At 67.5% G+C, this 24,760-nt stretch carries 13 protein-coding genes; 2 read left to right on the plus strand and 11 right to left on the minus strand.

Annotated elements, in window-relative coordinates:
- Window positions 1-41 precede the first annotated feature (41 nt).
- The 4 genes from NS2_RS10140 to NS2_RS10155 all read right to left on the minus strand — a co-directional run bounded on the left by NS2_RS10140 (window position 42) and on the right by NS2_RS10155 (window position 12,774).
- Window positions 42-2,855 carry a helix-turn-helix transcriptional regulator gene (locus NS2_RS10140; RefSeq protein ID WP_081985807.1) on the minus strand — a complete coding sequence of 938 codons (2,814 nt, stop codon included), beginning with the start codon at window positions 2,853-2,855 and terminating at the stop codon, window positions 42-44.
- 140 nt (window positions 2,856-2,995) lie between these two features.
- A complete protein-coding gene (locus NS2_RS10145) occupies window positions 2,996-8,746 on the minus strand; it encodes a non-ribosomal peptide synthetase (RefSeq protein WP_081985808.1) in 5,751 nt (1,916 codons plus the stop codon).
- 22 nt (window positions 8,747-8,768) lie between these two features.
- Window positions 8,769-12,020, minus strand: coding sequence for a ferritin-like domain-containing protein (locus NS2_RS10150; RefSeq protein ID WP_033087209.1), 3,252 nt, complete (start codon window positions 12,018-12,020; stop codon window positions 8,769-8,771).
- A gap of 40 nt (window positions 12,021-12,060) precedes the next feature.
- Window positions 12,061-12,774 carry a class I SAM-dependent methyltransferase gene (locus NS2_RS10155; RefSeq protein WP_052086244.1) on the minus strand — a complete coding sequence of 238 codons (714 nt, stop codon included), beginning with the start codon at window positions 12,772-12,774 and terminating at the stop codon, window positions 12,061-12,063.
- A gap of 184 nt (window positions 12,775-12,958) precedes the next feature.
- Here NS2_RS10155 and NS2_RS10160 point away from each other — a divergent pair, with 184 nt between their 5' ends.
- Complete coding sequence (locus NS2_RS10160; RefSeq protein WP_033087210.1) at window positions 12,959-14,620, plus strand: FAD-dependent oxidoreductase; 1,662 nt, start codon at window positions 12,959-12,961, stop codon at window positions 14,618-14,620.
- A gap of 20 nt (window positions 14,621-14,640) precedes the next feature.
- Here the strand turns inward: NS2_RS10160 and NS2_RS10165 are convergent, their stop codons facing one another.
- From NS2_RS10165 to NS2_RS10175, 3 genes are read right to left on the minus strand one after another with little or no spacing between them, the layout of a single operon-like run.
- Complete coding sequence (locus NS2_RS10165; RefSeq protein ID WP_033087211.1) at window positions 14,641-15,867, minus strand: cytochrome P450; 1,227 nt, start codon at window positions 15,865-15,867, stop codon at window positions 14,641-14,643.
- Between the two features lie 7 nt (window positions 15,868-15,874).
- Entirely contained in the window at window positions 15,875-17,494 is a 1,620-nt protein-coding gene (locus tag NS2_RS10170; protein WP_147207137.1) for an FAD-dependent monooxygenase, read from the minus strand.
- Complete coding sequence (locus NS2_RS10175) at window positions 17,485-18,990, minus strand: flavin monoamine oxidase family protein (RefSeq protein WP_071811661.1); 1,506 nt, start codon at window positions 18,988-18,990, stop codon at window positions 17,485-17,487. Before NS2_RS10175 ends, NS2_RS10170 begins: the two co-directional genes overlap by 10 nt.
- A 255-nt stretch (window positions 18,991-19,245) precedes the next feature.
- Between NS2_RS10175 and NS2_RS10180 the strand changes: the two genes are divergently transcribed.
- Window positions 19,246-20,052 (plus strand): alpha/beta hydrolase, encoded by an 807-nt coding sequence (locus NS2_RS10180; RefSeq protein WP_045436948.1) that lies wholly within the window; start codon window positions 19,246-19,248, stop codon window positions 20,050-20,052.
- A gap of 1 nt (window position 20,053) precedes the next feature.
- On the opposite strand, the gene NS2_RS10185 is transcribed toward NS2_RS10180, so the two are convergent.
- The 4 genes from NS2_RS10185 to aroQ form a co-directional block, all read right to left on the minus strand.
- The gene (locus NS2_RS10185; protein ID WP_197707887.1) at window positions 20,054-20,575 is read right to left on the minus strand and encodes a flavin reductase family protein; all 522 of its coding nucleotides are present in this window, start codon (window positions 20,573-20,575) and stop codon (window positions 20,054-20,056) included.
- 59 nt (window positions 20,576-20,634) lie between these two features.
- Window positions 20,635-22,173 carry a tryptophan halogenase family protein gene (locus tag NS2_RS10190; protein ID WP_071811660.1) on the minus strand — a complete coding sequence of 513 codons (1,539 nt, stop codon included), beginning with the start codon at window positions 22,171-22,173 and terminating at the stop codon, window positions 20,635-20,637.
- Entirely contained in the window at window positions 22,173-23,426 is a 1,254-nt protein-coding gene (locus tag NS2_RS10195) for an FAD-dependent oxidoreductase (RefSeq protein WP_033087213.1), read from the minus strand. The genes NS2_RS10190 and NS2_RS10195 overlap by 1 nt, the downstream gene beginning before the upstream one ends.
- A gap of 279 nt (window positions 23,427-23,705) precedes the next feature.
- A complete protein-coding gene (aroQ, locus tag NS2_RS10200; RefSeq protein WP_158543953.1) occupies window positions 23,706-24,419 on the minus strand; it encodes a gamma subclass chorismate mutase AroQ in 714 nt (237 codons plus the stop codon).
- Window positions 24,420-24,760 lie beyond the last annotated feature (341 nt).

The raw sequence follows: 24,760 nt of genomic DNA on the forward strand, positions 1-24,760 counted from the left end.
TCAGACCCGTGCGAGCCTCGGAGACCGCGCGGCCGGCACTCTCAAACGGATCGGTCTCGGATATCGGGTGAGGTCACGATGGATGCCGGAGCCAGCCGCGCCAGTTCGACTCGTGAGCGAACTTGGAGCTTGCGAAAGATCTGTCGCAGATGGAATCCGACGGTGTGCGGGGATATGAAGAGTTCACGGGCGACTTTCCGATTGGTCAGGCCCGCGGCCACAAGCCTGGCCACCTTCTCCTCGGTGTCGGTCAGGCTGGCCCATCCGGTCGACGGACGCGACATATGGCTCCAATGTCGGCGGCGAACACCGAGATCGCGCAGGCGACCGCGGATCCGCGCGGCGTCCCAATCCGCGCCCATGGCCTCGTATGCCGCCATTGCCGCCCCGAATGCCGATATCGCGGCATCTCTGTCGTCGATGCTCAGCACACCGGTGTCCTCGGCCGCCGAAGCCGCGACCCAAGGCTCGTCATACAGGGCAGCAACGGTTTTGGCGGCCGCGGCATCGTGTTCCACCAGCGCCCGGCAATGCGCGACGATCGTGCGGAGGCAAGCTTGACCCGGGTTGGCCTCACTCAACTCCACGGCGGCGTCCAGTACCTCCCCGGCCAGCGCCGCTCGGCCGGTCCGCAGCGCCAGCCGCACGCACCATGCCGCGGAGACGGGATCCGCGATCAGCAGCTGGTCGGCACCGCCCGCGTCGAGCAGCATCTCGAGCGCGATCTCTGGTTCGCCGGAGGCGGCCCGTACCTGCGCGGAGACCAGGCAGCGTAGCGACCACAGCGGATGCAGCTCGTCGTCGGGCAGCGACTCGTCCAACGTACGCACGCACTCGGCAGCGGCGACCAGCTCACCACGGCGAAGTGCGGTCAAGGCCAGTAGTGCGTGCAACACCGGAACCGGCAACAGCATCCGGGATCGGCTGCACGACTCGAGTGCTTCGATCGCGTCGGCCTCCGCACCGGTCAAGTCGCCCTTGGAGAGTCGCAACCAACCACGAAGGGACAACAGAACCGGCGTGAGCACCTTGCTCTTGGCGGCTCCTACGATCGCCGCGACAGAGCCGATCACGACCTCGGCGGCAGCGTGGCGCTGCACGCGCATCAGCATCCATGCCTGCTGCCAGAGCGGATAGGAGGACAGGGCATAACCGCTGTCTCGCGCGTACAGGGCGGCCGACTGGTCGATGGCGCACAGGGCGTCATCGAGTCGTCCTCGCCGCCACGCGGAGCTCGCACGCAATGACAGCGCCGCCATGGTCATGTCAGCGGGCCGGTGTGCGGAACCGTCCAGAATCGTCTCGGCTGTCTCCTCGGCCTCCTCGACGCGCGACAACGCACAGACCGCCAGCCGCACCAGCTCGATGCGCGGCGAAAGGCGTTGCCGCACATCGACGGTCGAGATCTCACGCGATGCGACCAGGTCGAGGGCTTTGCGCGTCTCGCCACGCAGCACCATCACCGTCGCCAGACCGGCCCGCGCCCGATCGACGGCGAAACCGGGCCGGTCGTCGGCCGAATCCATAATGTGCTCGGCGATCTCGGCGGAGCGATCCAGTCGCCCGGAACGCAGCAGTCCGGTCATCGCCGTCCCCGCCAAGGTGAGATGCGCGCTACTGTGCCGGGGTGTGATCTGCATGCCCCGCAGCGCGAGCGCGGCAGCCGTTTCGGGTGCCGCGGTCAGCAATCGGCAGGCAGTGCGCGCGATGGTTCCGACGACCGCGGCGTCGTCGGGACGCGCGCAGTAAAGCAGGTGCACCGCCGATGCTTCGGTGTGCGCGCCTTGACGATCCACCAGCATCGTCGCGGCCTGGCGGTGCAGTAACGACACCAGCGGGGCGGGCACGGTGGCGAGCACGGCCTGCCACAGAACCGCGCGCCGGAACCTGAAATCCTCGACTTCGTCGGCGACGAGGCCCGCGGCCATGGCTTCCGACAGTGGACCCAGCAGATCCGCGGGCGCGCATCCGAGCATGTCGGACAGGTCGCGCGCCGAGAAGGTTCTGCCCAGGATCGCAGCCACCTGTACGGTCTGCCTGCTGACCGCGGACAGCCCCGCGAGCCGGTCCGAAACCAACCGGAGGAAGCGGCGGGGCACCCACAGCGCCTCACCCGGCGCGGGCACCACCGAATCGTCGGCACACCCGTAGCCCCGTAGTCGCGCGACACCGTTGTCGATGTGGACCGCGGCGTCCGCCGCGAGCCCCTCGGCCAATTCGACCACTGCCCCCGCCGAGGCATCGAGACATCCGCAGAGCGAGACCAGTGCCGTATCCGGTTCGGCCGCAAGCACATCGCCGACGATCTCGGCGATCACCGGTTCCGGGAGCACGCCCAACGGCGGCAGCCATTCGGCTCGTTCATCGTGGCCGATCAGCTCGAGCAGCCGATTGTGTGGCGCGACAAGTTCGTTCGACGGCACGGTGAGCATCCACACCAGCGGAACCCCCGCGAACCTGCTCACCAATCCTGCGATCAGCGCCATGGTCTGCGGTTCGACCCACTGCAGATCGTCGACGGCGACCAGTACCGGGCTGTGCCGCAGCAAGTCGTTGATGCGAGATTCCAGCCGTGCCGCGGGCGTGGCAGTCGAGGTGGGTCTCGACCGATCGCAGACGCCGTCGATCACGGCGTAGCCCCGCTGTTCCGCATGCCGGGTCGCCTCGTGCAGGAGTCGGCTCTTGCCGCTGCGCGCCGGAGATTCCAGCAGCAGTATCCGGCAGCGCCGACTGGCCGCCGCCGTGTCGAGACTCCTGTCTATGCGGTCGAGGTGTTCGGTACGGCCCCGCAGCGGGCGCCCTGATGTCGCATTCCGTCCGACCTTCTCCACCACGACCTCTTGTCCTGACCACATTCGAACACCTCCACACCCACACCCCACACCTCAGCATCGGCGATCCGACTGTGAGAAGGCCAAGAGCGTCTTGTGCGGTGCCCCTCAGAATTTCCGCGCATCATCGGAATCATCGGCGTTCGCCGATAGTGCGCGGCCGATCACGGACACCTGCTCGCCAACGCGGTCAGAGCCGCCGTCCACAGCTCTCCCAGCTCGCGGATCTCCTCCGGTCGCAGCAGCGTGCCGGGAAAGCCGAAATCGCCGATCATGCGGCCGTCGATGACGACCACGGTGATGTCCAGTGCCGCCGCGGCGGGCAGGCGTGGATCCGGCATCGATTCGTACAAGCCCTCGACAATCGGCGTCCACGCGCCGGCGGTGTCCGCGCCCGTCTGGACTTGCCCCAGATAGTTGAAGCAGATGCGGCCCGGCATGGGGCCCGGCAACCGTTGTGCCGCATCGCTGTTCAGGTACCGCAGCAGGCCGTAGCCGATGCCTTTTTCCGGGATAGTGCGCACCGTATCCCGCACGGCCGCGACGACTGTCTCCAATTCGGGACCGCCGACCGCCGTAGCGCCGAGATCCAGCCCGGACAGGTCGATCCGCAGGGGGTACATCGAGTTGAACCAGCCGACCGTCTGCGAGAGGTCCGCACCCGCGAGGTCTTCGCGCCCGTGGCCGATCAGACGCAGCAGCACCGAGGACACCGCACCGCCACGGCCGTGCTGCCACTGCGCCACCGCCACCCCCAGGGCCGCCATCAGGACCTCGTCGACCTGGGCATGCAGGGCGTGCGGGACCGGGCCGAGAATCGCGGAGGTGGTATCCGGATCGAGCCCGGCCTGGATGCGTTCGATCGTGGACGTGACATCGACCGTGGGATCGAGCGCACGGACGCCGGGCAGGCAATCCGCGCCGTCGATCATCGACCGCCACAGTTCGAGTTCCGGCGTGCGGGCCACGGCCTCCTCGTGCAGCGTGTGCATCCAGGTTCGCATGGATGTGCCGGTCGGTTCGAGCGCGGCCGGTTGCCCGGCCGTCACGCGCTGCCATGCGGTGGCCAGATCCTCCACCACGATGCGTGAGGACACCCCGTCGAAGACCAGGTGATGGACGACCAGCAATAACCTGCCCGCACAATCGGGCCCCCGGTCCAGCCAGATCGCGCGCAATACGGTCCCCGATCGCGGGTCCAGCTCGCTCACCGCGGCCTCCCAGACGTCCGCGGGGATGCCGGTATCGCTGTCCACCGGCACCCGGCGCAGCAACGCGGGCACATCGATCGATCCGGCCGCCCGGGCGACCAACCGCCATTCGGCGTCACCGCCGATCTCGGTGCGGCACAACCGGGCTCGGAGCAGGGCGTGCCGGTCGACGACCGCGGCGAGCGTGGATACCAGTTGCTCGCGGGTGATCTGTTCGGGCAATCGGATCAGCATCGAGAGGTGGAAGCGGTCGACGGCCCCGCCGAGTCCCATGAGCCACTGGGCAACCGGCGGCAACACCATTTCGCCGATATCGCCACCCGGAATCTCCGCCGGCGACGACACCTCGATCCCGGTCGCCGCGCGAAGCGCGAGCCGTGCGACGGTGCGGTGGTCGAGTACATCACGGGGAGTCAGTGCGATGCCGCCGCTCCGGGCCCGCGCCACCACCCGCGCCGAGAGGATGCTGTCCCCGCCGAGAGCGAAGAAGTCGTCGTCCAGCCCGACTCGTTCCGCTCCGAGAACCTCGGCGAAGATCCGGCACAGCGACTCCTCGACCGCGTCGGTCGGCGCCCGGTAGTCGGCCAGTTCCACCGCCGACGCGGGCAGGGCCGCCCGGTCGAGTTTGCCCGAGGCGTTCAGCGGCCACTCGTCGAGGACCATCACCAGTGACGGCATCATGTATCCGGGCAACCTGGTGGCCGCGAACTCGCGGACGTTCTCGGCCAGTGCCCCCGCCATGGGACGATTGGCGGTCGCGGCCGTGTCGCACCATTCGGGAGCGTAACCCCCGACGATCCGACGATCGCCGGATCCGTTCTCCGCGGCGAAAACGGCCTCCATGTGCCCCGATCGCATCGACCAGGTGACGGTCGCCGAATATCCGCGGTCGGCCGCCAGCGAATACAGATCGTCGGGCAGCAGCCCGCCGCTGGGGCGTCGTCCGTCGGCGAGCCGGTATTCGGGGTTCCCGCATCGATCCGCCCGGGCGGCACCCGCGCCGGCGCTCGCCGTCACGGCACGAACCTCGCCGATCAACCCTTCGTGTGGGATGTCGAGCACCCGAACGCATTCCACCCCTCGTCCCAGCAGCGTGCGGATATCGTCCGCACAGCGGTATTCGACGAGCAGGGAATCCCCCACGGTCACCGCATTTTCCGGATTCCGATGCAGAACAACGTCGTATCGATAGCGGGTCAGTTCGTTGATCGAGATCCCGCGCTTGAGCAGGATCTCGTGCCGGACCGGCTCGGACTGCTCGTCCGCGATCCGCAGGAAGAACTCCGGCGCCAGCAGGAGTTCGTGTTGATCGGCCGGTCCCTGCCGGACCCGTCCTCGTGACGCGCCGATGTCCGAGTCGGTCGCCCTGGCCAGCCGCACCCCGGTCTCGAGTTCGTCGAGGTACCCCAGATGGCGGACGTCACCGATGAACACCGCGCCCCCCGGCGCGACGACACGCAGCGCTCCGGCGATCACACGCCGCAGGTATCCCGCGCTCGGAAAGTACTGCACCACGGAATTGAGCACGACGGTGTCGAAATAGCCATCGGGATAACCGCTGAAGTCGTCGGCACCACGCACGGACAGCGAGACGTCCCGGACCCATTCCCCGCCTTGTCGGTTCAGCTGCCTCCGCAGTCGCTCGATGGTGGCCGCGGAGAGATCCGAGCCCCGGTACTCCACGCATCCGGGTGCGAGTCGCGACAGGATCAGACCGGAGCCGACGCCGATCTCCAGCACCCGCCGCGGGCCCAGTGCACGGATTCGATCCACCGTCGTGTCGCGCCACTCCCGCATGTGGTCGAGGGGGATCGGCTGCCCGGTGTAGGTGCTGATCCAACCGGCGAAATCATCGCCGAATCCGATCTCCTCGATATTCGCATCCTGCTGCGGCGCAGCCGAATACAGCTCGTCGTACACCGCCCGCCACTGCCCGACCGCGGACTGCTCACAGGCCGGCCCGAAATCGTCGGCCGCCAGCACATACCCGATCAGACGGGGATCCTTCGTGCGATCATCGTGCTGAACCACCACCACGGCGCGCTCGACCGCCTCGTGCGCCAGCAACGCGGCCTCCACCTCGCCGGGTTCGATCCGCACACCGTGCACCTTCACCTGGAAGTCCGTGCGGCCCAGATACTCCAGCGCCCCGTCCGCGTTCCAGCGCACCAGATCCCCGGTGCGGTACATCCGCCCGCCGGCCTCGAAGGGGCAGGCCACGAATCGGTCCGCGGTCAGGCCCGCCCGTCCGGCGTATCCGCGCGCCAATTGGACTCCGGCGACATAGAGTTCGCCGGGGGTGCCCACCGGCACCGCGCGCAGCCACGCGTCGAGGACATACACCCGGGTACCGGTGACCGGCTTGCCGATCGGCACCGACACCAGGTCCGCGGCCGCGGCTCGGTGCGCGGTCACGTCGATGGCCGTCTCGGTCGGTCCGTACAGGTTGTGCACCTCGATCCCGGCCGCCCGGACCCCGGCGGCCAGCCCGGCGGGCAGCGACTCGCCGGACGAGAGGATCCGCTGCAAGCTCGAGCAGGCCGACATGTCGGTTTCCGCGGCGAACATCGACAGCACCGAAGGCACGAAATGCGCGGTCGTCACCTGCTCTTCGGCGATCAGCGTGCTGAGGTAGCCGGTCTCGGTGTGCCGATCGGGAGCCGCGATCACCATCCGCGCCCCGGACAGCATCGGCCACAACAGTTCCCAGACCGACACATCGAAGGTGGTGGGTGTCTTGTGCAGCACCACGTCATGCGGACCGAGTTCGTAGGCCGACTGCATCCACGCCAAGTGAGCGGTGATCGCCGCATGGTCGACCATCACCCCCTTGGGCCGCCCCGTCGAGCCCGAGGTGAACAGGACATATGCGAGATGTTCCGGCCGCAGCGGGCGGATCCGGTCCGCGTCGCCGACCGGGTCGCCGCTGAACATCGACAGCTCGAGCCGATCCGTGTGCACGACCTTCGCGCCAGCCGCCGATGCCTGCGAACCGCCGCCGCTGATCGACAGAATGCAGTGCGGCCCAGCCGTCTCGGCCATGTGTGTGAGCCGGTCGGCCGGATGCCCGCAGTCCATCGGCAGGTACGCGCCGCCGGCGATCAGCACGGCGTAGGTGGCGATCAGCATGTCGATCGAACGGGGTATCGCGACCGCGACCACGGTTTCGGGGCCCACTCCCGAGGCGATGAGGTACCGGGCCAGCCGATTGACCCGTCCGGCGAAGTCCCGGTAGGTCCAGGATTCGCCCGCCCAACGGACCATCACCGCGTCCGGGGAGGTGCGCACGCGTTCGGCGAAAAGCGTTGCGAGCGTATCCATCCCGTATGCGGTATCGAGTTCGCCCCCGTCACCCCACCGCAATATCCGCGTCGATTCGATGTCGTCGATCGATCCGATCCGCCCGAGGGGGGTATCTCCCGGCACGGTGAGGAATTCGCCGAGATAGTTCAGGAATCGTCCGAGAAGTTCCTCGACCTCGCCGGGGGAATGGCACGCGGTGTTTCCGATCAGATTGATCGAGATCGGCGAGTTCACTCCGGTCCGGTAGATGTCGTAGTGCAGCACTTCGGTATTGCCCGAGGTGAGGACGCGATGCTTGCCGACGGTCGAGCCCAGGCTGATCGTGGTGTCGAAGAACAGGAAGTTGACCGTCGGGCCGAACGCCCGGCGTCCTTCCCCCGCCACCCCCGCGTCGCGGCGCATGTCCTCGTACCGGTAACGCGAATGCGTGAGTGCCGTGGCGACTTCGACGGCCGCGCTGCGCACCAGAACGTCGCGCGTCGCGGGGTATCCGCAGTCGAGCCCGATCGGGACCGCGTTGGACAGCATGCCGGCCGACATCTTCAGCTCGGTGGTCCTGCGACCGCTCACCGCCAGCGCGATGACGCCCCGTTCCTGCCCGGTCATCGCTGATTCGAAGCCGCACATCGCCGCGACCAGGACCCGGACGATGCTGGTCCCGGCGGCCGCGGCAATGCCGTCCAGCCGATCGCTCAGTTCAGCCGGAAGCCGGCCCGAGGCCACGTGCTCCGACGCCTCGCCGTCCTCCGAGCCTGCCGGGACGGCCGCGCCCAGACCGGCGATTCGCCCGTTCCAGAATCCACGGTCGGCGGCGTGGTCGCTGGAGATCAGATAGTCCCGTTCCAGCGCGACGAGTTCTCGCATCGACAGCCCGCCGTAGGGCGGGGGCTCCTGTCCCTGCGCCAGCGCGGAATACCGTGCGGCGATTCGGAGCGTGACCGCGAACCCGCCGTACCCGTCCAGCACCGCGTGATGCGATCGCACATACCAGAAGTGGTGGTCCGGCCCGACGGTGAGCAGGGCTTGGAAGGACAACGGATTGCCGTTCATGGCAAGAGGTTTCGTGTAGTCGGCGCGCATCCATCGATACGCGGCCGCCACCGGGTCCGGGGCGCCGGTCAGATCCACCGGCTGCAACGGCGGCCCGGCGGAGTCCGACAGCCATTGGTATGGAACCCCTTCGCGCACACCGAATCTGATCGTTCCCGCGCCACAGTCGCCGAACTCGCGGACACAGGCCTGTCCGAGCAGGGCGAAGTCGATCGGTCCGGTCAGTTCGACACAGTGGGCGACATTGCCGGCGGATCCGTCGACCGGATCCAGCGCCATCCATTGCTCCATTTGTGCTCGGGTGAGCTCGAATTCGTCTTCCCGGCACGGCTGTCGATCGATTTCCGTCATCGCATGCTCCTGGATTGGTGAGTCAGAGTTCGCCGGCGCCGTAGGCTCGGAACTGTGTGGCGAGGAACTCCAGCAGATCGGGCACGGCCGCGGTCAGTCCGTCGCATCGGCGGGCCAATTCCGCTGTCTCACAGGCTTCTCGAGCCAGGCGCTCCATGGCGATTCCGGTGCGCGCGATGTACAGCGGCTCGTGATCGAGTTCGAACGATGGCCCCGCCGTGCGGCCGGGCCGCCCGGAGGGGAGGCCGACGATCAACTCGCCGACCGGGCGCAGCACCGCGACCATGATGTCCAGCGCCCAGTTCATCAGGCGTGAGCGCCGCAGATTCCCGGTCGGGCTGGATCCGAAGTGCTGCACCATGAGCTGCGCCATCAGCTGGTACGACCGATTGAACACCCGCATGGCCTGCCGCGCGGGCAGGTGGGACACCAGGTCCCGGGCCGGGTGCGCGGCATCCAGTGTCGGGTTGCGCAGGACCGGATAGGCCGGATTCCACGGAACCCGGTCCGGCCGCCGATTGTTCGTGCGCTCACCGGCCAGGAGGTCCGCCACCCGCACGAAGGTGTCGAAGTGGGACTCCTCGGCGGGCATGGTGGAGGCGATCTTTCCGCCTTCACCGTGCTCGGTCACGAAATCGATGGCGAACACGGCGCTGGCGACATCGTCGACTTCCAGCTGATAGTCGGGGTGGACGGCGTTGATCGACTCCCGCACGAACAGGTGGTGCCCGCCGCCTCCCTGCCCACGCTCGGCGATCACAACTCCGGGCACCCGCTGTATTCCGTCCCGGATCGCGGCATACAGCTCGCTCAGCGAGCCGTACCGGTATGGATCGGGAGGCGTCGACGTGTCACCGGCGATCCCGGGCACCAGGTCGTGGGGTCGTTCCAGTTCGGCGAAGCGTTGTGCCGCGTCGAGTCCGAACGGAGCCAGGGAGAATTCCAGCGGCAGGCACAGCTGCGGACCCGGGCGGCCGAAGTCGATCGCGGGCACCCGGAACGGCAGACCGATCGCCATCCGGATGTTGTTGATCGCCAGGAAGTGCATCATCTCCTCCCTGGCCACGGTCATCAGCGCACCGCGGAATCCGTTGTCCAATGTTCGGGGGCCCGCGCCGCACGCCAGCCGTAGCTGTTCGGCACTCCAGACACCCTCTGCCACATACCGTTCCGCGGCGTCATGGGTCGGTATCGAGTAGGCGGCGTACAGATACTGGATCATCACGGCCAGCTCGACCGACAGCGCCTGGTCCAGGGCCGTGCACAGCTGCTCGCGAGTGGTGATCGTGCCCGTCGTGCACCGGCCCGGCACCTGCCCGGGCGGTGTCTGCCGCCGTGCTTCCTTCGACAGGAAATAGCGCAGCAGCAGCCGTAACTGGGGTGCGCCGATGTCGCGGGTGGATGGCATGAAGTAGGTCCGATCGCGGTGCGCCGGGTCGCAGACGTGCCATATCAGTCGCGCGTAGGGCTCGACCTTGAACTCGTCGGCCAGGCTGAACACCTCGGAATGCATGAACGAATACAGCAGCGCGTAGTAGGCGAGGACGTCGCGGTACAGCACCTTGAAGTCGACCTCGTCGTCCGCCAGTTCGTCCAGATACCAGTAGTCGGGCAGCACCCGCACCGAAATACTGCCCGCCGCAGGCCAATAGCCGAGTTCGTCGTCGTTGTCGTATGCGGCCGTGGCGTTCTCCGGGGCTGGCGATGCGGCGCCCGCCGGCAGCAACAGGATTCGGGTGGTTCCGGCACGCAGTCCGCGCACCGTCACGCGTGCGCGGCCGTCGCGGCCGGTTCCGATCGTCAGCTCCGAGGTGTACTCGGCGGAACCGGGCCCGCGCAGTCCCGCGATCGCGATATCGCCGGGCCGGGCGGCCGGCGCCTGGGCCGTCGCATCGAGCGGCAGCGCACGCGGGTTGAAGTACTGGAGGAGCCGAATGGATTCGACGGCCACGGGCTCACCTCGGACATAGGAGCGCAGCGAGATGCCGACGGCGAAATCCTCACCGGTACGGTGGTTGGGATGTTCGAGGAACAGACAGGCGTCATCGGACTGTACGACCGTTTCGGTCTCCTCCAGCAGTACTCGGCCCGACGCCGTGAGGCACAGCGGCGAGTCCGGGTTTCCGTGCCCGCCATCGAGCCGCGGCACCGTGAGCACTCCCGAAGTCAGGTGATATCGCTCGCCGAGGTAGGAATCGCGCGGGAACACGGCAACGAGATCACCACTCTCCGTTCGTAATTCGAGGTCACCGAGATCGACGAACGGACCGGGCCGCGGAGCCGCGCCGGCACCGGAGGACTCGGCCCGGTGCCGGGCCGGGATCGCGGTGATCAAATTGGCGACGACCGTGTTCTCGGCCACGCGCACACTCGCCACGTGCGGCCGCGCGTCCGCGCCGGCGGCGCGAATCGACTGCGCGGTCAGCAGCCGACCGGCAGGATAGGTTCGCAATTCGGTTGCCCGCCAAGGACCGATCGTTCCACGCAGCGCCCAGCGGTCCGGTTGATCGGCCGCCGCCGGCATCGCCATGTCGGTCAGGGCGAACTGGACCGTGATCCCGTCGGCGCCACCGGAGTCGATCAGTGTCCGTAGCGCGTTCAGCGCCGGGGAGACGTCGGCACGGTCGAGCCATCGCAGCCCTTCGGTTGCGCCGATCGCGAACTGGTAGACCACCGAGCGGGACAACCACGAAGCGAGCGGGTGGTCCCCGACGTCGCGGAGATGGGCGCGGTTCTGCCAGCGCGGCGGACAGCACCCGTTCACCTCACCGGTGACCAGATAGCCGACCTCATGGGAGCGTCCGAGCCTGCCGAGCGCGAGCTGACCGACCATCACCGTCGTCGTCCAGTTCGACGCCGGGTCCACGTCGTAGATCCGGGCGCGGTTGGCCGAGCCGGCGGTGTATTCGCAGTAATGCCCCCAGAAGTCGACCTGCCGGCCGACCAGCGGGTCGGCGGTATCGACGATCCCGGAAATCCGCTCGCAGGAAACGACTTTCGCGTCGATCCAGAAATGGCCGTTGCCACCGAAGTTCCAGCCCTTCACGGTGTGGAACGGGCCGTCCGGAGTCGCGGCACCGGACGCGTCGAATCGTCCACCCGCGGCTTCCAGGAATTCCGCGTAATCGGCGGCGGGCCGATCGAGCGGGAAATGACCGGTGCCGATCAGGGGACGGTTCTCGGCCATGTCGAGCAGACCGGACCGCGGCCCGGTCGGCAGCCGCGTCACCGCGACCCCGGCGAAATGCACTCTCGGCACGTTCAGCACACTCATCGCTCGTCCTCTCGGTCCTTCTCCGGTGCCGGTCTCGCCCTCAGGCGGCGTCCCAGACCGCCGCACTCAGCGTGGGAATCAGATTCGGGATGATGCGCGCCCCGGGCAGCGCGGCGCGGTACTCGCGGGCGAACTGCTCCTCGGTCAGCGGCAGGAGAGCCGAGCTCATCTCGAGCCACCGCGGGTGCAGCATCATGCGCAGGGAGTCGGCGGCGGCATCGGCGTCGCCGGAGACCTCGTAGACGATGCGGGCGGTGTCGAACGCATACGTGTCCGGCACTCCCGCTTCCTCGTCGTCGGGGCGGGTGACATCGACGATCACCAACCGCCCACCGGGAGCCACGAGTTCGCGCAGCCTCGACAGCACCACGTCGGCTGCGCCCATGTGGAACACCGCGTTCACCGACATCACCAGATCGAACCGGCCGTCCGTGGCGGGCGAGAGGTCCAATGCGCTCCGGCATTCGTAACGCACCGGCACACGCCCGGATTTCGCGGCGGCCAGATCGAGCATCCGCTGGGCGATATCCACGCCGACCACGTCGTCATAGTGCTCGGTGAGCATGACGCAGTTGTTGCCGCTGCCGCAGCCGGCGTCGAGAGCGCGCTTGCCGGGTGGGAGCTGTTCCAGGAGCCAGGAGCGAATCGGGCTCGTGGCCGCGTCCCGCACCAGTGTGAAGCGTTCGTACAGTTCGGCGAGATCGTCGAAGTACGGGATCGGCGCGGGCGGCGAGGCGGGGGAATCAGCGGTCATACCGCGAACGTACGTCCGCTTCCGGGCGTCGGCCGCGCTGTCGGTCCCGCGCCGCCAGAACCTACGCGAACACGCGGGGTGCCGGGCCTCCGATGCAGGATGTGGGGCGCGGTTACGCGTCGGTATACTCGTCTCATCAGGGAAAAACACAGCCCGGCAACGGGTTCGATCGGATGAGAGAACCATGAACACGAACCAGGATTGCGATGTTCTCGTCGTGGGCGCGGGCCCCTCCGGCCTGTGCGCGGCCTTGCTGCTCGCACAGCACGGGGTGCGGGTCAGAGTGCTCGACCGCAACGACGGCCCGGTCGAGAACTCGCGCGCGTCCATCGTGCATGCCAGGACCCTCGAGTACTTCGACCGCCTCGGCGTGGCCGAGCGCGCGGTCGCGGCCGGGCTGCCCGTCACGCACGTGGCGATTCACGAGAACGGCCGGCCGGTGGGTCGAATGCCGTTGGCCGGCAGGGGGACCAGCGCCTGGACGAAGTTCCCCTACGCGCTGTCCCTGGCGCAGTCCGAGACCGAGCGCGTGCTCACGGCCGCGCTCGCCGAGCACGACGTGCGGGTCGAACGACGCTCGGAGGTGCGCGATCTCACCGACACCGTGGACGGAGTCCGCGTGCGGATACAACGAGAGCAAGGTCCGGACGTGCTGACGGCCGGCTGGGTGATCGGCGCCGACGGCGCGAGCAGCACCGTGCGGCATCTGCTCGGTCTGGATTTCGACGGTGAAACCTACACGCAGAGTGGACTTCTCGCCGACGTCACCATGGATGTGGATCTCGGCCGGCACGGCATGCGGCTGAATCTGACCCGTGGCGGGTTCGTCGGGCTGCTCCCGCTCGCCGGCGGACGGTATCGCCTGTTCGGCGTCGTGCCACCGGAGTTGCATTCCGCACCGGATACAGACACCGCGCCGTCCCACGATTCCTACGACGCGCTCGACCACGATGTGCTGCAGCGCTGGTTCGACAACTATTTCCGCGTCGACGCCCGGTTGCGGGATGTCGTGTGGGCGGCCATGTTCCGCTTCCACAGCCGGATCGCGGACCGCTTCCGCACCGGGCATTGCTTCCTGGTCGGCGACGCCGCCCACATTCACAATCCGGCCGGTGGGCAAGGACTCAATCTCGCCGTGGGTGACGCGATGAACCTGGCCTGGAAGCTGGCACAGGTGATCGGCGGGCAGGCACCGGACTCGCTGCTCGACACCTACAGCACCGAACGCCGCCCCATCGCCGAGACGGTATTGAAACGGACCGACCTGGGATTCAAGCTCGAGACCGGCACCAGTCCCGTCGCGCTGTGGATGCGCGCGCACGTGGCCACCAAGATCATCGGCGTGGTGAGTCGGCTGGCCCCGGTGCGGCGGCTGTTCTTCCACCTGTTCTCACAGTTGTGGATCTCCTACCGCGACAGTGCCGCCGTCGATCGCGGGGGCTTCCCGGGGCACGGTCCGCGCCCCGGCGACCGCGCGCCCTACGCGGCGATCTCCGAGACACCCGGCGGCGCGCGCAGCGTGCTCGATCTGACGCATGCCCCGGGCTATCACGCGCTGCTGTTCGGGACCGGCGACGGCGCGGGCGTACCGGAGTTGCTCGCGACCTTCGCCGACCGCTACGGCTCGGCTGTCACCACGCATACGGTGCCGGACCGGGAGACCGCGGCGTACCGGGCCTACGGAGTGAACGGCCCCAAGCTCGTGCTGGTGCGCCCCGACGGCCATATCGCCGCCCTCGCAGACCCGTTCGACAAGACCACGATCGAATCCGTGCTGTCGCATCTGGATCGCGTCCTGCTGCGCACCACACAGCCGCGGGAAACCGACCGAGCCTGCCCCCGATAGCCGATGGCAGGCGGCCGCTCCTACTCCAACCGCCGCCGCAACCACAGTGCGGAAGGGCCGTGAAATACCATGTCGTTCGGGAATTCCACGCTGGTGACGGTGAATTCCCCCAGTGCGCGCAGCAGCAGGCCGAGACCGATCTCGAGCTCCGCGCGCGCCAGCGCGGCACCGAGGCAGTAGTGGATGCCGAGCCCGAATCCCACATTGCGGCCCGCCCGGCGATCGAGCAACAGGACGTCCGGGTCGGGGAAGTGGGCCGGATCCCGGTTGGCCGCGCCGAGCACCGCCACCACCTTGGCGCCGCGCGGAATATCGACCCCACCGACACGCGCGTCCGCGTACGCCCAGCGGGTCACCGCTTGCACGGGCCCGTCGAACCGGACCAATTCCTCGACAGCGGCGGACGACAGACCGCCGCCCGCGCGCACCGCCGCGAGCGCATCCGGATGCGCGGCCAGCGCCAGCACCGACTTGCCGAGCACATTGGTGGTCGTCTCATGACCGGCCATCATCAAATGCGCACAGGTCGAGGCGATTTCTTCGGCGCTGAGCGCGGTCCCGTGCAGTGACGCGCCGACGAGCAGCGAGACCAGATCCGCGCCGGGAGTCCGCCGGCGTTCGGCGGCCAGACTCAGGAAATAGCCGGCGAGTTCCCCCGCGGCGGCATCGGCAATCCGGAAGGCGTCGGCTCCCCGCGCGGCGGCACGAACACTGCTCGCTTCCTGGACCGCCACGGCCCGATTCCGCAGCCATTCCCAGTCCGCCGCCGGCACCCCGAGCAGTTCGGAGATGACCAGGATCGGCAGTGGGGCCGAGAAAGCCTGCACCAGATCGAATTCCGCCTTCCCGGCACAGTCGGCCAGCAGGCTCGCGGCGATCTCGGCGATCCGGTCGCGCAGACCGGCCACCAGCGGCGGGGAGAATTCCCGGCTGATCACCGAGCGCAGCCGAGTGTGCCGGGGTGGGTCGAGGAACACCAGCCAGTTCTCCACCATCGTCCGCAGCGCGGAATGCCGCCCGGAAACCATGGGCGCGGCCGACCCACTGTCGGGAGCGCGACGACCGAATGTCCGGTCGGACAGCACCGCCGCCACGGCGTCGTGACCGAGCAGGTAGTAGCTCCGGTCGGCGCCGAAGTGCACCGGCGCCACCTCGCGGTAGCGCCGGTACACCGGGTACGGGTTCTCGATATCGGCTGCCTCCCAGTCGGTCAGGGTGAAGGGCGGCAAGGTCATGTCGTCGGTCATCGCCTGCTCAATTCAGGTTGGCGCCGCGCACGCGGTCGGCGAGGGATTCCGGGTCGGCGGGCAGTTCGTTTCCACGCCAGGCGACATGGCCGTCCGGCCGGACGAGCACGAATCGCCGCTCGTATACCTCGGCGATGTCCGGGCGGTCGAGGACGATCGAGGAGAACGGGATCCCCTTGTCCGCGAATGTCGTTGCCATGGCGGCGACCCCGTCGGCGGCTGTGAAACACAGCAGAACGAACCCGGACCCGAACAGGTCCAGGGTCGAACGTCCCGGTTCCAGCCAGGCGTGCGGCGCACGTGAACCGGGACGCGTATTGGGACGCCGGTCCGCGACGTCCCCGGGGTAGTGCTCGGGATCCGGCACCACCAGGGGCGAATCCGGATAACCGAATCCGAGATGAATCTCCGGCGCGTCGAATTCCCGGGCCACCCCACCACCGGCCAGCGCCTCGCCCAGACGGGCGCGCATTCGCACACCGTGGGGCGAATCCTCGTCCAGCCCTGCGGGTATCCGGCGCCGCATCGCACGCTCCAGATTCCGGTTGGCTTCCTCGATTCCCTCGAGCGCGACCGGCCGGCGTTCGACGGTGTAGCTGTCGAGCAGGTGGGCTCCGGCCCAGCCCGCCAGCGTGGCGGACAGCTTCCAACCGAGATCCGCGGCACCGCAGATGCCGGTGTTCATGCCGAATCCCCCCGAGGGCGACAGGGTGTGCGCCGCATCGCCGACCAGAAACACTCGTTCGTGGCGGAAGCGCTCAGCGACCCGGTGCACCAGATGCCATTCGTTGTCCGAGAGCACCTCCACCGGCGTATCGAACGCGATCGCATTGCGCACCAGGGCATCCGGCTCGGCCTCGGCCTCCGGATCACCGTGCACTCCGACGGTCAGCCGGTAGAGCTCCCGGCCGTCCAGCGCACGCACCGGGAAGCGCAGCGCGTCCGACAGCATCAGGTAATAGAAACCGGCGGCGCGTCGGCCGAGTCGCGCACGCAGATCCGGGGCGCGGAAGAGGATGTTCCGGAAGGTCTGTGTCGCATGCAGCGGCGGCGCGGCAATCCCGCAGGCGCGGCGGATGGCGGATGACGCGCCATCGCAGGCGATCAGATAGCGGGCCCGAACCGTCCACCGCCGGTCGGACTCGAGATCCACCAGGCGGGCCCGGACGCACTCGTCGTCCTGGTCGAAATCCGCCATCAGGGTGCGCATCCGCAGCGCGCCGCCCGACGTTCTGGCCAACTCCGCACGCAGCAACGGAGCGAGCCAATGCTGCGGGCAGATCGCATCCGGCTCCGGGGTGTGCAGGTAATCGGGCCGAGTGTCCATGGTGTGGCGGTGCACACGGAACAGTTCGTGCCCGCCGATTCGGGTGACCCAGGCGCAATCGAGCGGATGATCGCCGGGCCAGCCCGCCTGCCGGACCCGGTCCGCGATGCCCCAGCGGCGGAAGAACTCCATCGACCGGGGACCGATCCCGCTGACCTTCGGATGCCCGATGCTGCCGTCGCCGGATTCCGCTATCAGGAAATCGACTCCGCGGGAACGCAATTCCAGCGCCATCGCCATCCCCGTGGGCCCACCGCCGACGATGAGCACATCGACCGTCTGCTCCGCCGTCACCGGCATGTCGCACCGCCGGGGACGTAGCACGGCGAGACGGCGCCGACGGCCGGTGTCCAGGCATCGATCTCCCGAGCGGCGGCCACCCCCGATTCGATCGCGCCTTCGATCCACGCCGGGGCCGATGAGCAGTGTTCTCCCGCGAAGAACAAGCGGCCCTGCGGCGCCGCCGCGAGGGCCCGCTCCTCCTCGGCGGTGGCGGCGTCCTTGCCCCAGCGCACCGAGGCGGCGCCCATGCTCAGCGGGTCCTCGCCCCACGCATGCATCACCGCGTCGCGCACCATGTCCGGCTCGGCGAGTTCCGGATGGATGGTGCGCAGTTCGTCGAGCACGGCCTGGATTCGCTGCTGTGCCGGGATCCGGGCGAGCCGGTCGGCATCTGCTCCGATCGTGTAGCTGGCGAGCAGCGCCGCGCCCAGCCGGGGATCGCTCTCCACCGGCGGGTAGTACGTCTGCCGCACCAAGCCGCCGGTGAACGAACCGCCGCCGCTGATGCCCTCGTTCTCCCAGAACGGCTCGCGGCAATGCACCGCGATCTTGGTCGCGGCCCAGTACTGCATGTCGTTGATCACCTCCCGCTTCGCGGAGTCCAAGCCGGACAGGCGCATTCGCCGCAGCGCCGAGAACGGGAGGGTGCACAGCACATAGTCGCTCCGGCGGCTCACCGCCGACGATCCGTCGTGCAGTTCCACCCGCACCCCGTCGGCCGCCACGTGCAGGCCCGTCACCCGGCTGCCGTGGTGTACGGGTTCACGCAACTCCGCGGCCAGGTGCACGGCGATCTGATCGATACCACCGTCCAGCCGAAACAGCGCCGACGAGGTCTCGGTAATGACATCGTCGAAGAAATGCTGTAGCCGGCTGCCCATCCCGAAATTCCGGTGGTGTGCGAAGAACCGATTCAGGTCGATTCGCTCGGTGCCGCCACGGCGGATCAGGTACGGCCGCACGTCGATTCGATCCAGCAGATCGAGCAGTTCGACATTGAGTTCGGTGGTCAGACCGCGGGAGAACCGGGTAGGGGCGATCGCCCAGGCGCTGGCGGCGAGCCAGGCCGCGCACAGCACCGTCTCTTCCCGATAGTCCTGTGCGGCAGGAGTTTCGCCGAGAAATTTCGACACCAGCACCGGCGTGGCTTCACGCACTCGCCGGTGCCCGTGCGGAGTCGCCACGAAACTGGCGTCGTCGGAGAACAGCGTCCGGAATTGCCGAACCCGATCGGCCAGACCGAGTCGATCGATCAGCTGCATCGTCCGCTGATGGGCGGCCGGAATACGCATGGCGCCCAATTCCGCGATCGGGCCGTTCCTTTCCCGGGTGAAACTGTGCGTGTGCAGCCGGCCGCCCACGGTAGGCCGCGCCTCCAGGAGGTCGACTCGATGTCCGCGCTGCTCAAGTTCGTATGCCGCGGTAAGTCCGGCGATACCCGCTCCGATAATCGTGACGTGCTTGGGGCGCAAGGTCGCGGTATCGCCGTGGAATTCTCCCGATGTCACAGTCATCTGCGTCGACTCCTCGAATCATGGTGGCGGATCACCTCCCATCGTCGATTCAGGCGAATATCCGGCACATCACTCGCACGACGGCGGCACGTGCGGTATTCACCGCGTTCGAGCTGCTGCGATACCGCTGTTCCACAAGACAACCCGCGTGAATGGACGGGGTTCGCCATACGGGCAGCGAACAGCACACGAGCACCGCAAGACTGGTCATCGAATTTTGGCTCCGACAAATGCATCATGTGAGGAGAAGACGATATGGCACGGCCGACGACGTCGAAAGTCCCCGCTTGGATCGAGACCGGGAGCACACTGCGGTCACTCGACGGACTACTGCTCGCGGGTACCGCGGTCGTCCCGCAGGACGCACCCGCGCACGCCATGCTCCTGATGCACGGAGAGGGCACCGACCGCGAACAGTTCGGGTTCTATGCGCGCCTGGCGGAGGAACTCGGTCGCGCGGGCTGCGCCAGCCTGCGATTCGACCTGCCCGGCCACGGCGAAAGCCAAGGGCGACAAGAAGATATCACCCTGTCGGGCTTGCTCAATCTGATCGACGCCGGACTACGGGAACTGAGAACCCTCGCGGCCGGGGCGAGCCTGTCACTGGTCGCGACCGGGCTGACGGGCGGTATCGCCGCAGGCTACGCCGCACGGCGCGGTGACGAACTCGACCGGCTGGCCCTGATCGATCCGCTGATCGACTATCAGCGGCACTTCATCGACGAAGACCCCCGGTGGTCACACGGCACATTGAGCCACACCGCGGCAAGGGAATTGGCCGACACCGGCACCGTCGCCTATCCCCCGTCGTTCAGGCTCGGCCGCGCAATGCTCAACGAGGTGTTCTGGCTCCAGCCGCGCGGAGTACTCGAAGCCATTCGGACACCCACACTGATCCTCCACGGCAGCGGCCCGGCGACCGTGCCGTTCGAATCGTCCCGCACCGCGGCCATGGCATTGACGTGCCGCCACCGGCTCGTGGAGATCGAAGCGCCGCAACGTCGTCAATGGCGGGCGCCGACGATCCGGGCCATCATCGAATGGCTGCTGAACGGCGAATAGCTCACTCACACAGAGAATCTGCGCCGGGCGCGGGCCATCCCGCGTACCGGCGCTGGCCGTACAGCAGCGGCGCACGATCCGACAGCCGCGTCACGGCACGCACCTCCCCGAACACCACCACGTGATCTCCCGCCGCATGGCACTCGCCGACGGCGCAATCCGCGACGGTGTGCGCGTCCTCGATCAAATGCGGACCGCTCTGCACGGCGCCCTGGCGCCATGGCACCTGCCCGAACCTCTCCGAGGCCGACGAGGCGAACAGCTCCGCGGCCCGGCGACCGGCCGTATGCAGCAGGTTCACCGCGAATGCTCCGCTGCCGAGCATGGCGGTCAGCGTTGTACTGCCCCGGCGCACGCAGACCAGCAGGGTCGGCGGATCCAGCGCCACACTGCACAGCGAGGAACAGGTCATTCCCTGCGGCCTCCCACCGGCGTCGCGGCTGGTCAGCACGGCGACGCCGGTGGGAAAGCCGGTCATCAGGGCGCGGAAACACTCGGCGTCGACTTCGGACCGGGCCGTCACGCCGGACCACCCCGATATCCGAATGCGTTCTGGTCCACGATGATCGACATCCTTTCGGCTCAACGCCGCCGGGCGAAGTAGTCGCGATGGGTGGGAAGCGACCGGCGCAACTGCTCGGACCGGACTGCGACCGAATCGAATTCGCGCTGGGCGGAATTCGGATCGAGCAGCGCGATCGCCGCCGAGGGCCGCAATGGAATGCCGCCGAGACCGAGCAACATGCAGACGTAGGAGTAGGGCTCGAAACCGTGGTAGTGGGGATAGATCGACTCGGCGTCGGGGAGCTTCACCTGCCACTGTTCGATGCGGTCGGCAAGGGCCTGCGGAATCGGGCGCGTCTTCGCGTCCTTCCAGTAGCTGTTGTCCGCGCGGGCGGCACCGCGATAGTGCAGGACCAGAAACTCGCGCACACCATCCATGCACCGGTTGACCAGCCGGTTGTAGGAGTCACGCAATCGTTCGCCGTCGTCACGATCCGGGAGGTGTTTCACCAGTTGCTCGATGCCGTGCTGAATGAAGAATATGCCGGTCGATTCCAGCGGTTCCACGAAACCGCTGGAGAGCCCGATCGCCACGCAATTGTGCACCCACGATCGCCGGCTGCGCCCGATGCGCATCCGAATGTGATTGGCCGACAGGTCCTTCGCGCCGGGGCCGATGAAAGCCCGCAGGGTGCGCTCGGCCTCCTCCGGAGTGCAGTAGTCCTCGGCGTAGACGTAGCCGGTTCCGGTCCTGCCCTGCAGCGGGATCGTCCAGATCCAGCCCGCGTCCTGCGCGGTCGCGGTTGTGTAGGGGCGCAATCCCTTCCGCCCGGTGCCGGCCGGCACCTGCAGCGCGACCGCTCGATCGTTGGGCAGCGTGTCCTGATAGGAGACGAACGGTTCCTCGAGCGCGCCGTGCAGCAAGAGGCTCTTGAAACCCGTGCAGTCGACGAACAGTTCGCCCACGAGGTCTCCGTGGTCGCGGGTGCGAACGCAATCGATCCAGCCTCGCTGGTCCCGCTGTACGGCGACGACATCGTCGACCACATGCCGGACCCCCCGCCGCACCGCGTAGTCGCGCAGAAAGTTCGCCAGCAGACTCGCGTCGAAATGGTAGGCGTAGGGGAACTGGGCGGACTGTTCCGACAGCGTCGTGCGAACGGAATCACCCTCTCCGACATCACATCCGAACAGCGAACCATCGAGGGTTCTCGGAGATTTCTCGTCGTCGCACAGCGCGCCGACGAGGAAACAGTCCTGGTCGAAACGATCCGATCGTGGATTGTGCAGCCACCAGTCGGTCAAGCCGAATCCGTCGACCACGCGTTGCCGTTCGAACGGGTGGTAGAAGTAATGCCCTGGCGCACGCCAATTCTCGAAACGGATTCCGAGCTTGTAGGTGGCGTTGCAGGAAGGCATCCACTCGTGCTCCTCCAGTCCGAGGTACTCGAAGAAATGACGCACGGTGCTGAACGTCGCCTCACCGACGCCGATCGTGGCCACCCGATCGGATTCGACCAGGGTGACGGACATCCGATCGCCGAACGCGGCACTCAGATACGAGGCCGTCATCCACCCGGCGGTCCCGCCGCCCACGATCACAATATTCTTCACCACTAGGATGCTCCTTTCCCGATGTACTCGGCATGACGCACTGGTGTCAGGACGTGCTCCGGCTGGAACCCGACGCCGATGACCCGGCTCATCGCCTTCTGCAAGCCGCCGGAACGCTCGAAGATCTCCGGAGCGCGTGGCCGGCCCTTGCCACGCAGCGCACTGTCGATGCCGAACCGCTGCACCAGACGCTGCAATCCCTGCGACAGCGCCACCGCCATCCAGCGCCGGCGCCGCACCCGGGCCAGGACACGGTCGTCGAACTCGGCGGTGCCGTTCTGCACCCGCCACAGCGGCCGCCACAGTAGGTTGGCCGCGGCGACGGCGTCTTGCAGGGCGAGGTTGATCCCGAATCCCGCAACCGGCGACATGGCGTGCGCCGCGTCTCCCAGAAACAAGATCCCCGGGGCGTGCCAGCGCCGGAGCCGGTCGATACGGCACTCGAGCAGACTGAGATCCTCGATGCCGCCGATCTCCGCGGCGCGATCGGCCAGGAACGGCACCAGTCGTGCCAGATCAGCGCGAAACTCGTCCAGGCCGTGGGCGCGCAACTCCTCGAAGCGGCCGCGACCGGTCTCGTAGGACATCTGCCAGTACGTGCCGCGATCGGTGGCACCGAAGACCCTGCCGTGCCCCAAGCGCACGCAGATTCCTTCCGGGGGGTCGGTGCGCCGGCGCGAGAGCCGGAAGAAGATGACGTCGAGCGCGCAGGCGAAATCCTGCGGGGAGAAGCCGATTTCACGCCGCAGAGCCGAGCCGCGACCGTCCGAGGCCACTGTCAGTGCGGCCCGAACCGTGAACTCTCCCTCGCGGTTCCGTGCTCGCACACCGCTGACCCGGTTCAGCTCCCACGTCGGACCGATTACCTCTGCGCCCATCATCAGCCGGAACCCGGAATGCCGTTGGGCTGCGCGCGCGAGCAGGGCCAAGAAGTCCCACTGCGGAACGAGCGCGATGTACGGGAACCGCAACTTCAGCTTGGTGAAGTCGGCGATGTCGACCCGCTTCTCCCCTTGCACCACCCCGACGGTCGATACCTTCTGATGGGGCAGCCTATGGAACTCCTCGGAGAGACCGAGTTCATCGAGTACCTCCAAGGTGGACGGATGCACGGTATCGCCGCGGAAATCCCGGTTGAAGTCGGTGTGCTTCTCCAGCACGATCACATCGATTCCCGCACGGGCGAGCAACAGTCCCAGCATCATTCCCGCCGGCCCCGCCCCCGCAATGCAGACCGTTGTCTCCAAATCGGTCATTCACCGTCACCTCACAATCGGATCCGTTGGCTTCCTCCCTGTCGATCCTTTCCATCGGCCACTGCCCGCACATCACGAGGATCGTGAGGTCACCGAGTGGGATTCCGTCGCCCCGGCGCATCGGCACCACTGTCCAACCCGCGTATCTCGGTAGCTTCGTCGAAGAGTTTTCGAGGTGGATCCCGAGGGCTCGACCGCCGGCATGGGATCCGATACCTCTTCCGGTGAATCACCTTGCGGCCGCACAGACCCCGTCCGCGTCCGAGTCGGGCACGACGGCTACTTCTCACACAGCGGCAGCACCGCCCGCACCAGCGCCGCCTGATGCAGGGCGTCGCCGTGTCGCGCCCGCACGGTAACCAGCATGCTGTCCGCGAGCCGACCGGCGCAGTCAGCCTTTGCCAATTCGTCTCGCTCACTTGCCAACTCGTCGATGATCTCCACATTGGCCCGATCGATCACCGACCTCACCGCCGATAGGTCCGCGGCCGATGCGGGCGACACCAGTCCGGACCGCCACTCGGTCACCAGTCCGCGTTGCACGATCTTGTTCGCTTCGATCTGCCCGGCGAACACCTGCCGCACCCAGTCGGCCGGCAAGCCCTTCTCCGCACCCAGACGCGCCATGGAGTCATACACCTGAGCTTCGCGCACCGGGTCGTCGATCGCCGGTTGGCTTCCGTCTTCGACCGCACTCGCCCACTTGGCCGCCGCCACGGCGTCAGCCGTCTGGAGCCGATCCGCCACGAACCCCACCAGCCGATCCAGCGAACCGGGCTGCTCAGCCTGCGCGGCTCCCGCGCCAGCGGCCTGCCCGCCGAGCAACATGAGCGACGACACCGCCGCCAGAACAACACCCTTCACTTCATCATCTCCTCTGCTCTTTCCCCGGCGGCGAGTGTCCCCTTCCTGTCTTAGACGTTCCTGAACGCAACCTTTTAGTATCAGTAATAACCCATGAGTACTCTGGATCGAGTACCCCACCAGCAGCACGCAATTCGCGAATCCCAGGCATAAACGGTTGCAACCGAACTTGCCGATCGGATCGGAATCGGATAGCCTACCCACGATCCGCGGAAATGGATGGCATGTACGGCACATCGATGCCGTGTGCGTGTTTCCAGCCGTTTCCATTCCCCCCTTGTGTGCGTCCTCGTCAATGGCCTCAGCGACATAGCTGCGACCACACCACCGCAATCCGGGACGCACAACCGGCAGTCAGCGGATTTTCAGCCTCCGGTGAGTCGAGTTCATTCAACCTACCGGATATGAATCAATCTGAAGGGAAATCCATGGATAGGCGTGCCAGCTGCGAGGCGGAGCCCACCGAACGC

This window comes from Nocardia seriolae NBRC 15557 (assembly GCF_007990715.1).
GTDB classification, from domain to species: Bacteria; Actinomycetota; Actinomycetes; order Mycobacteriales; family Mycobacteriaceae; genus Nocardia; species Nocardia seriolae.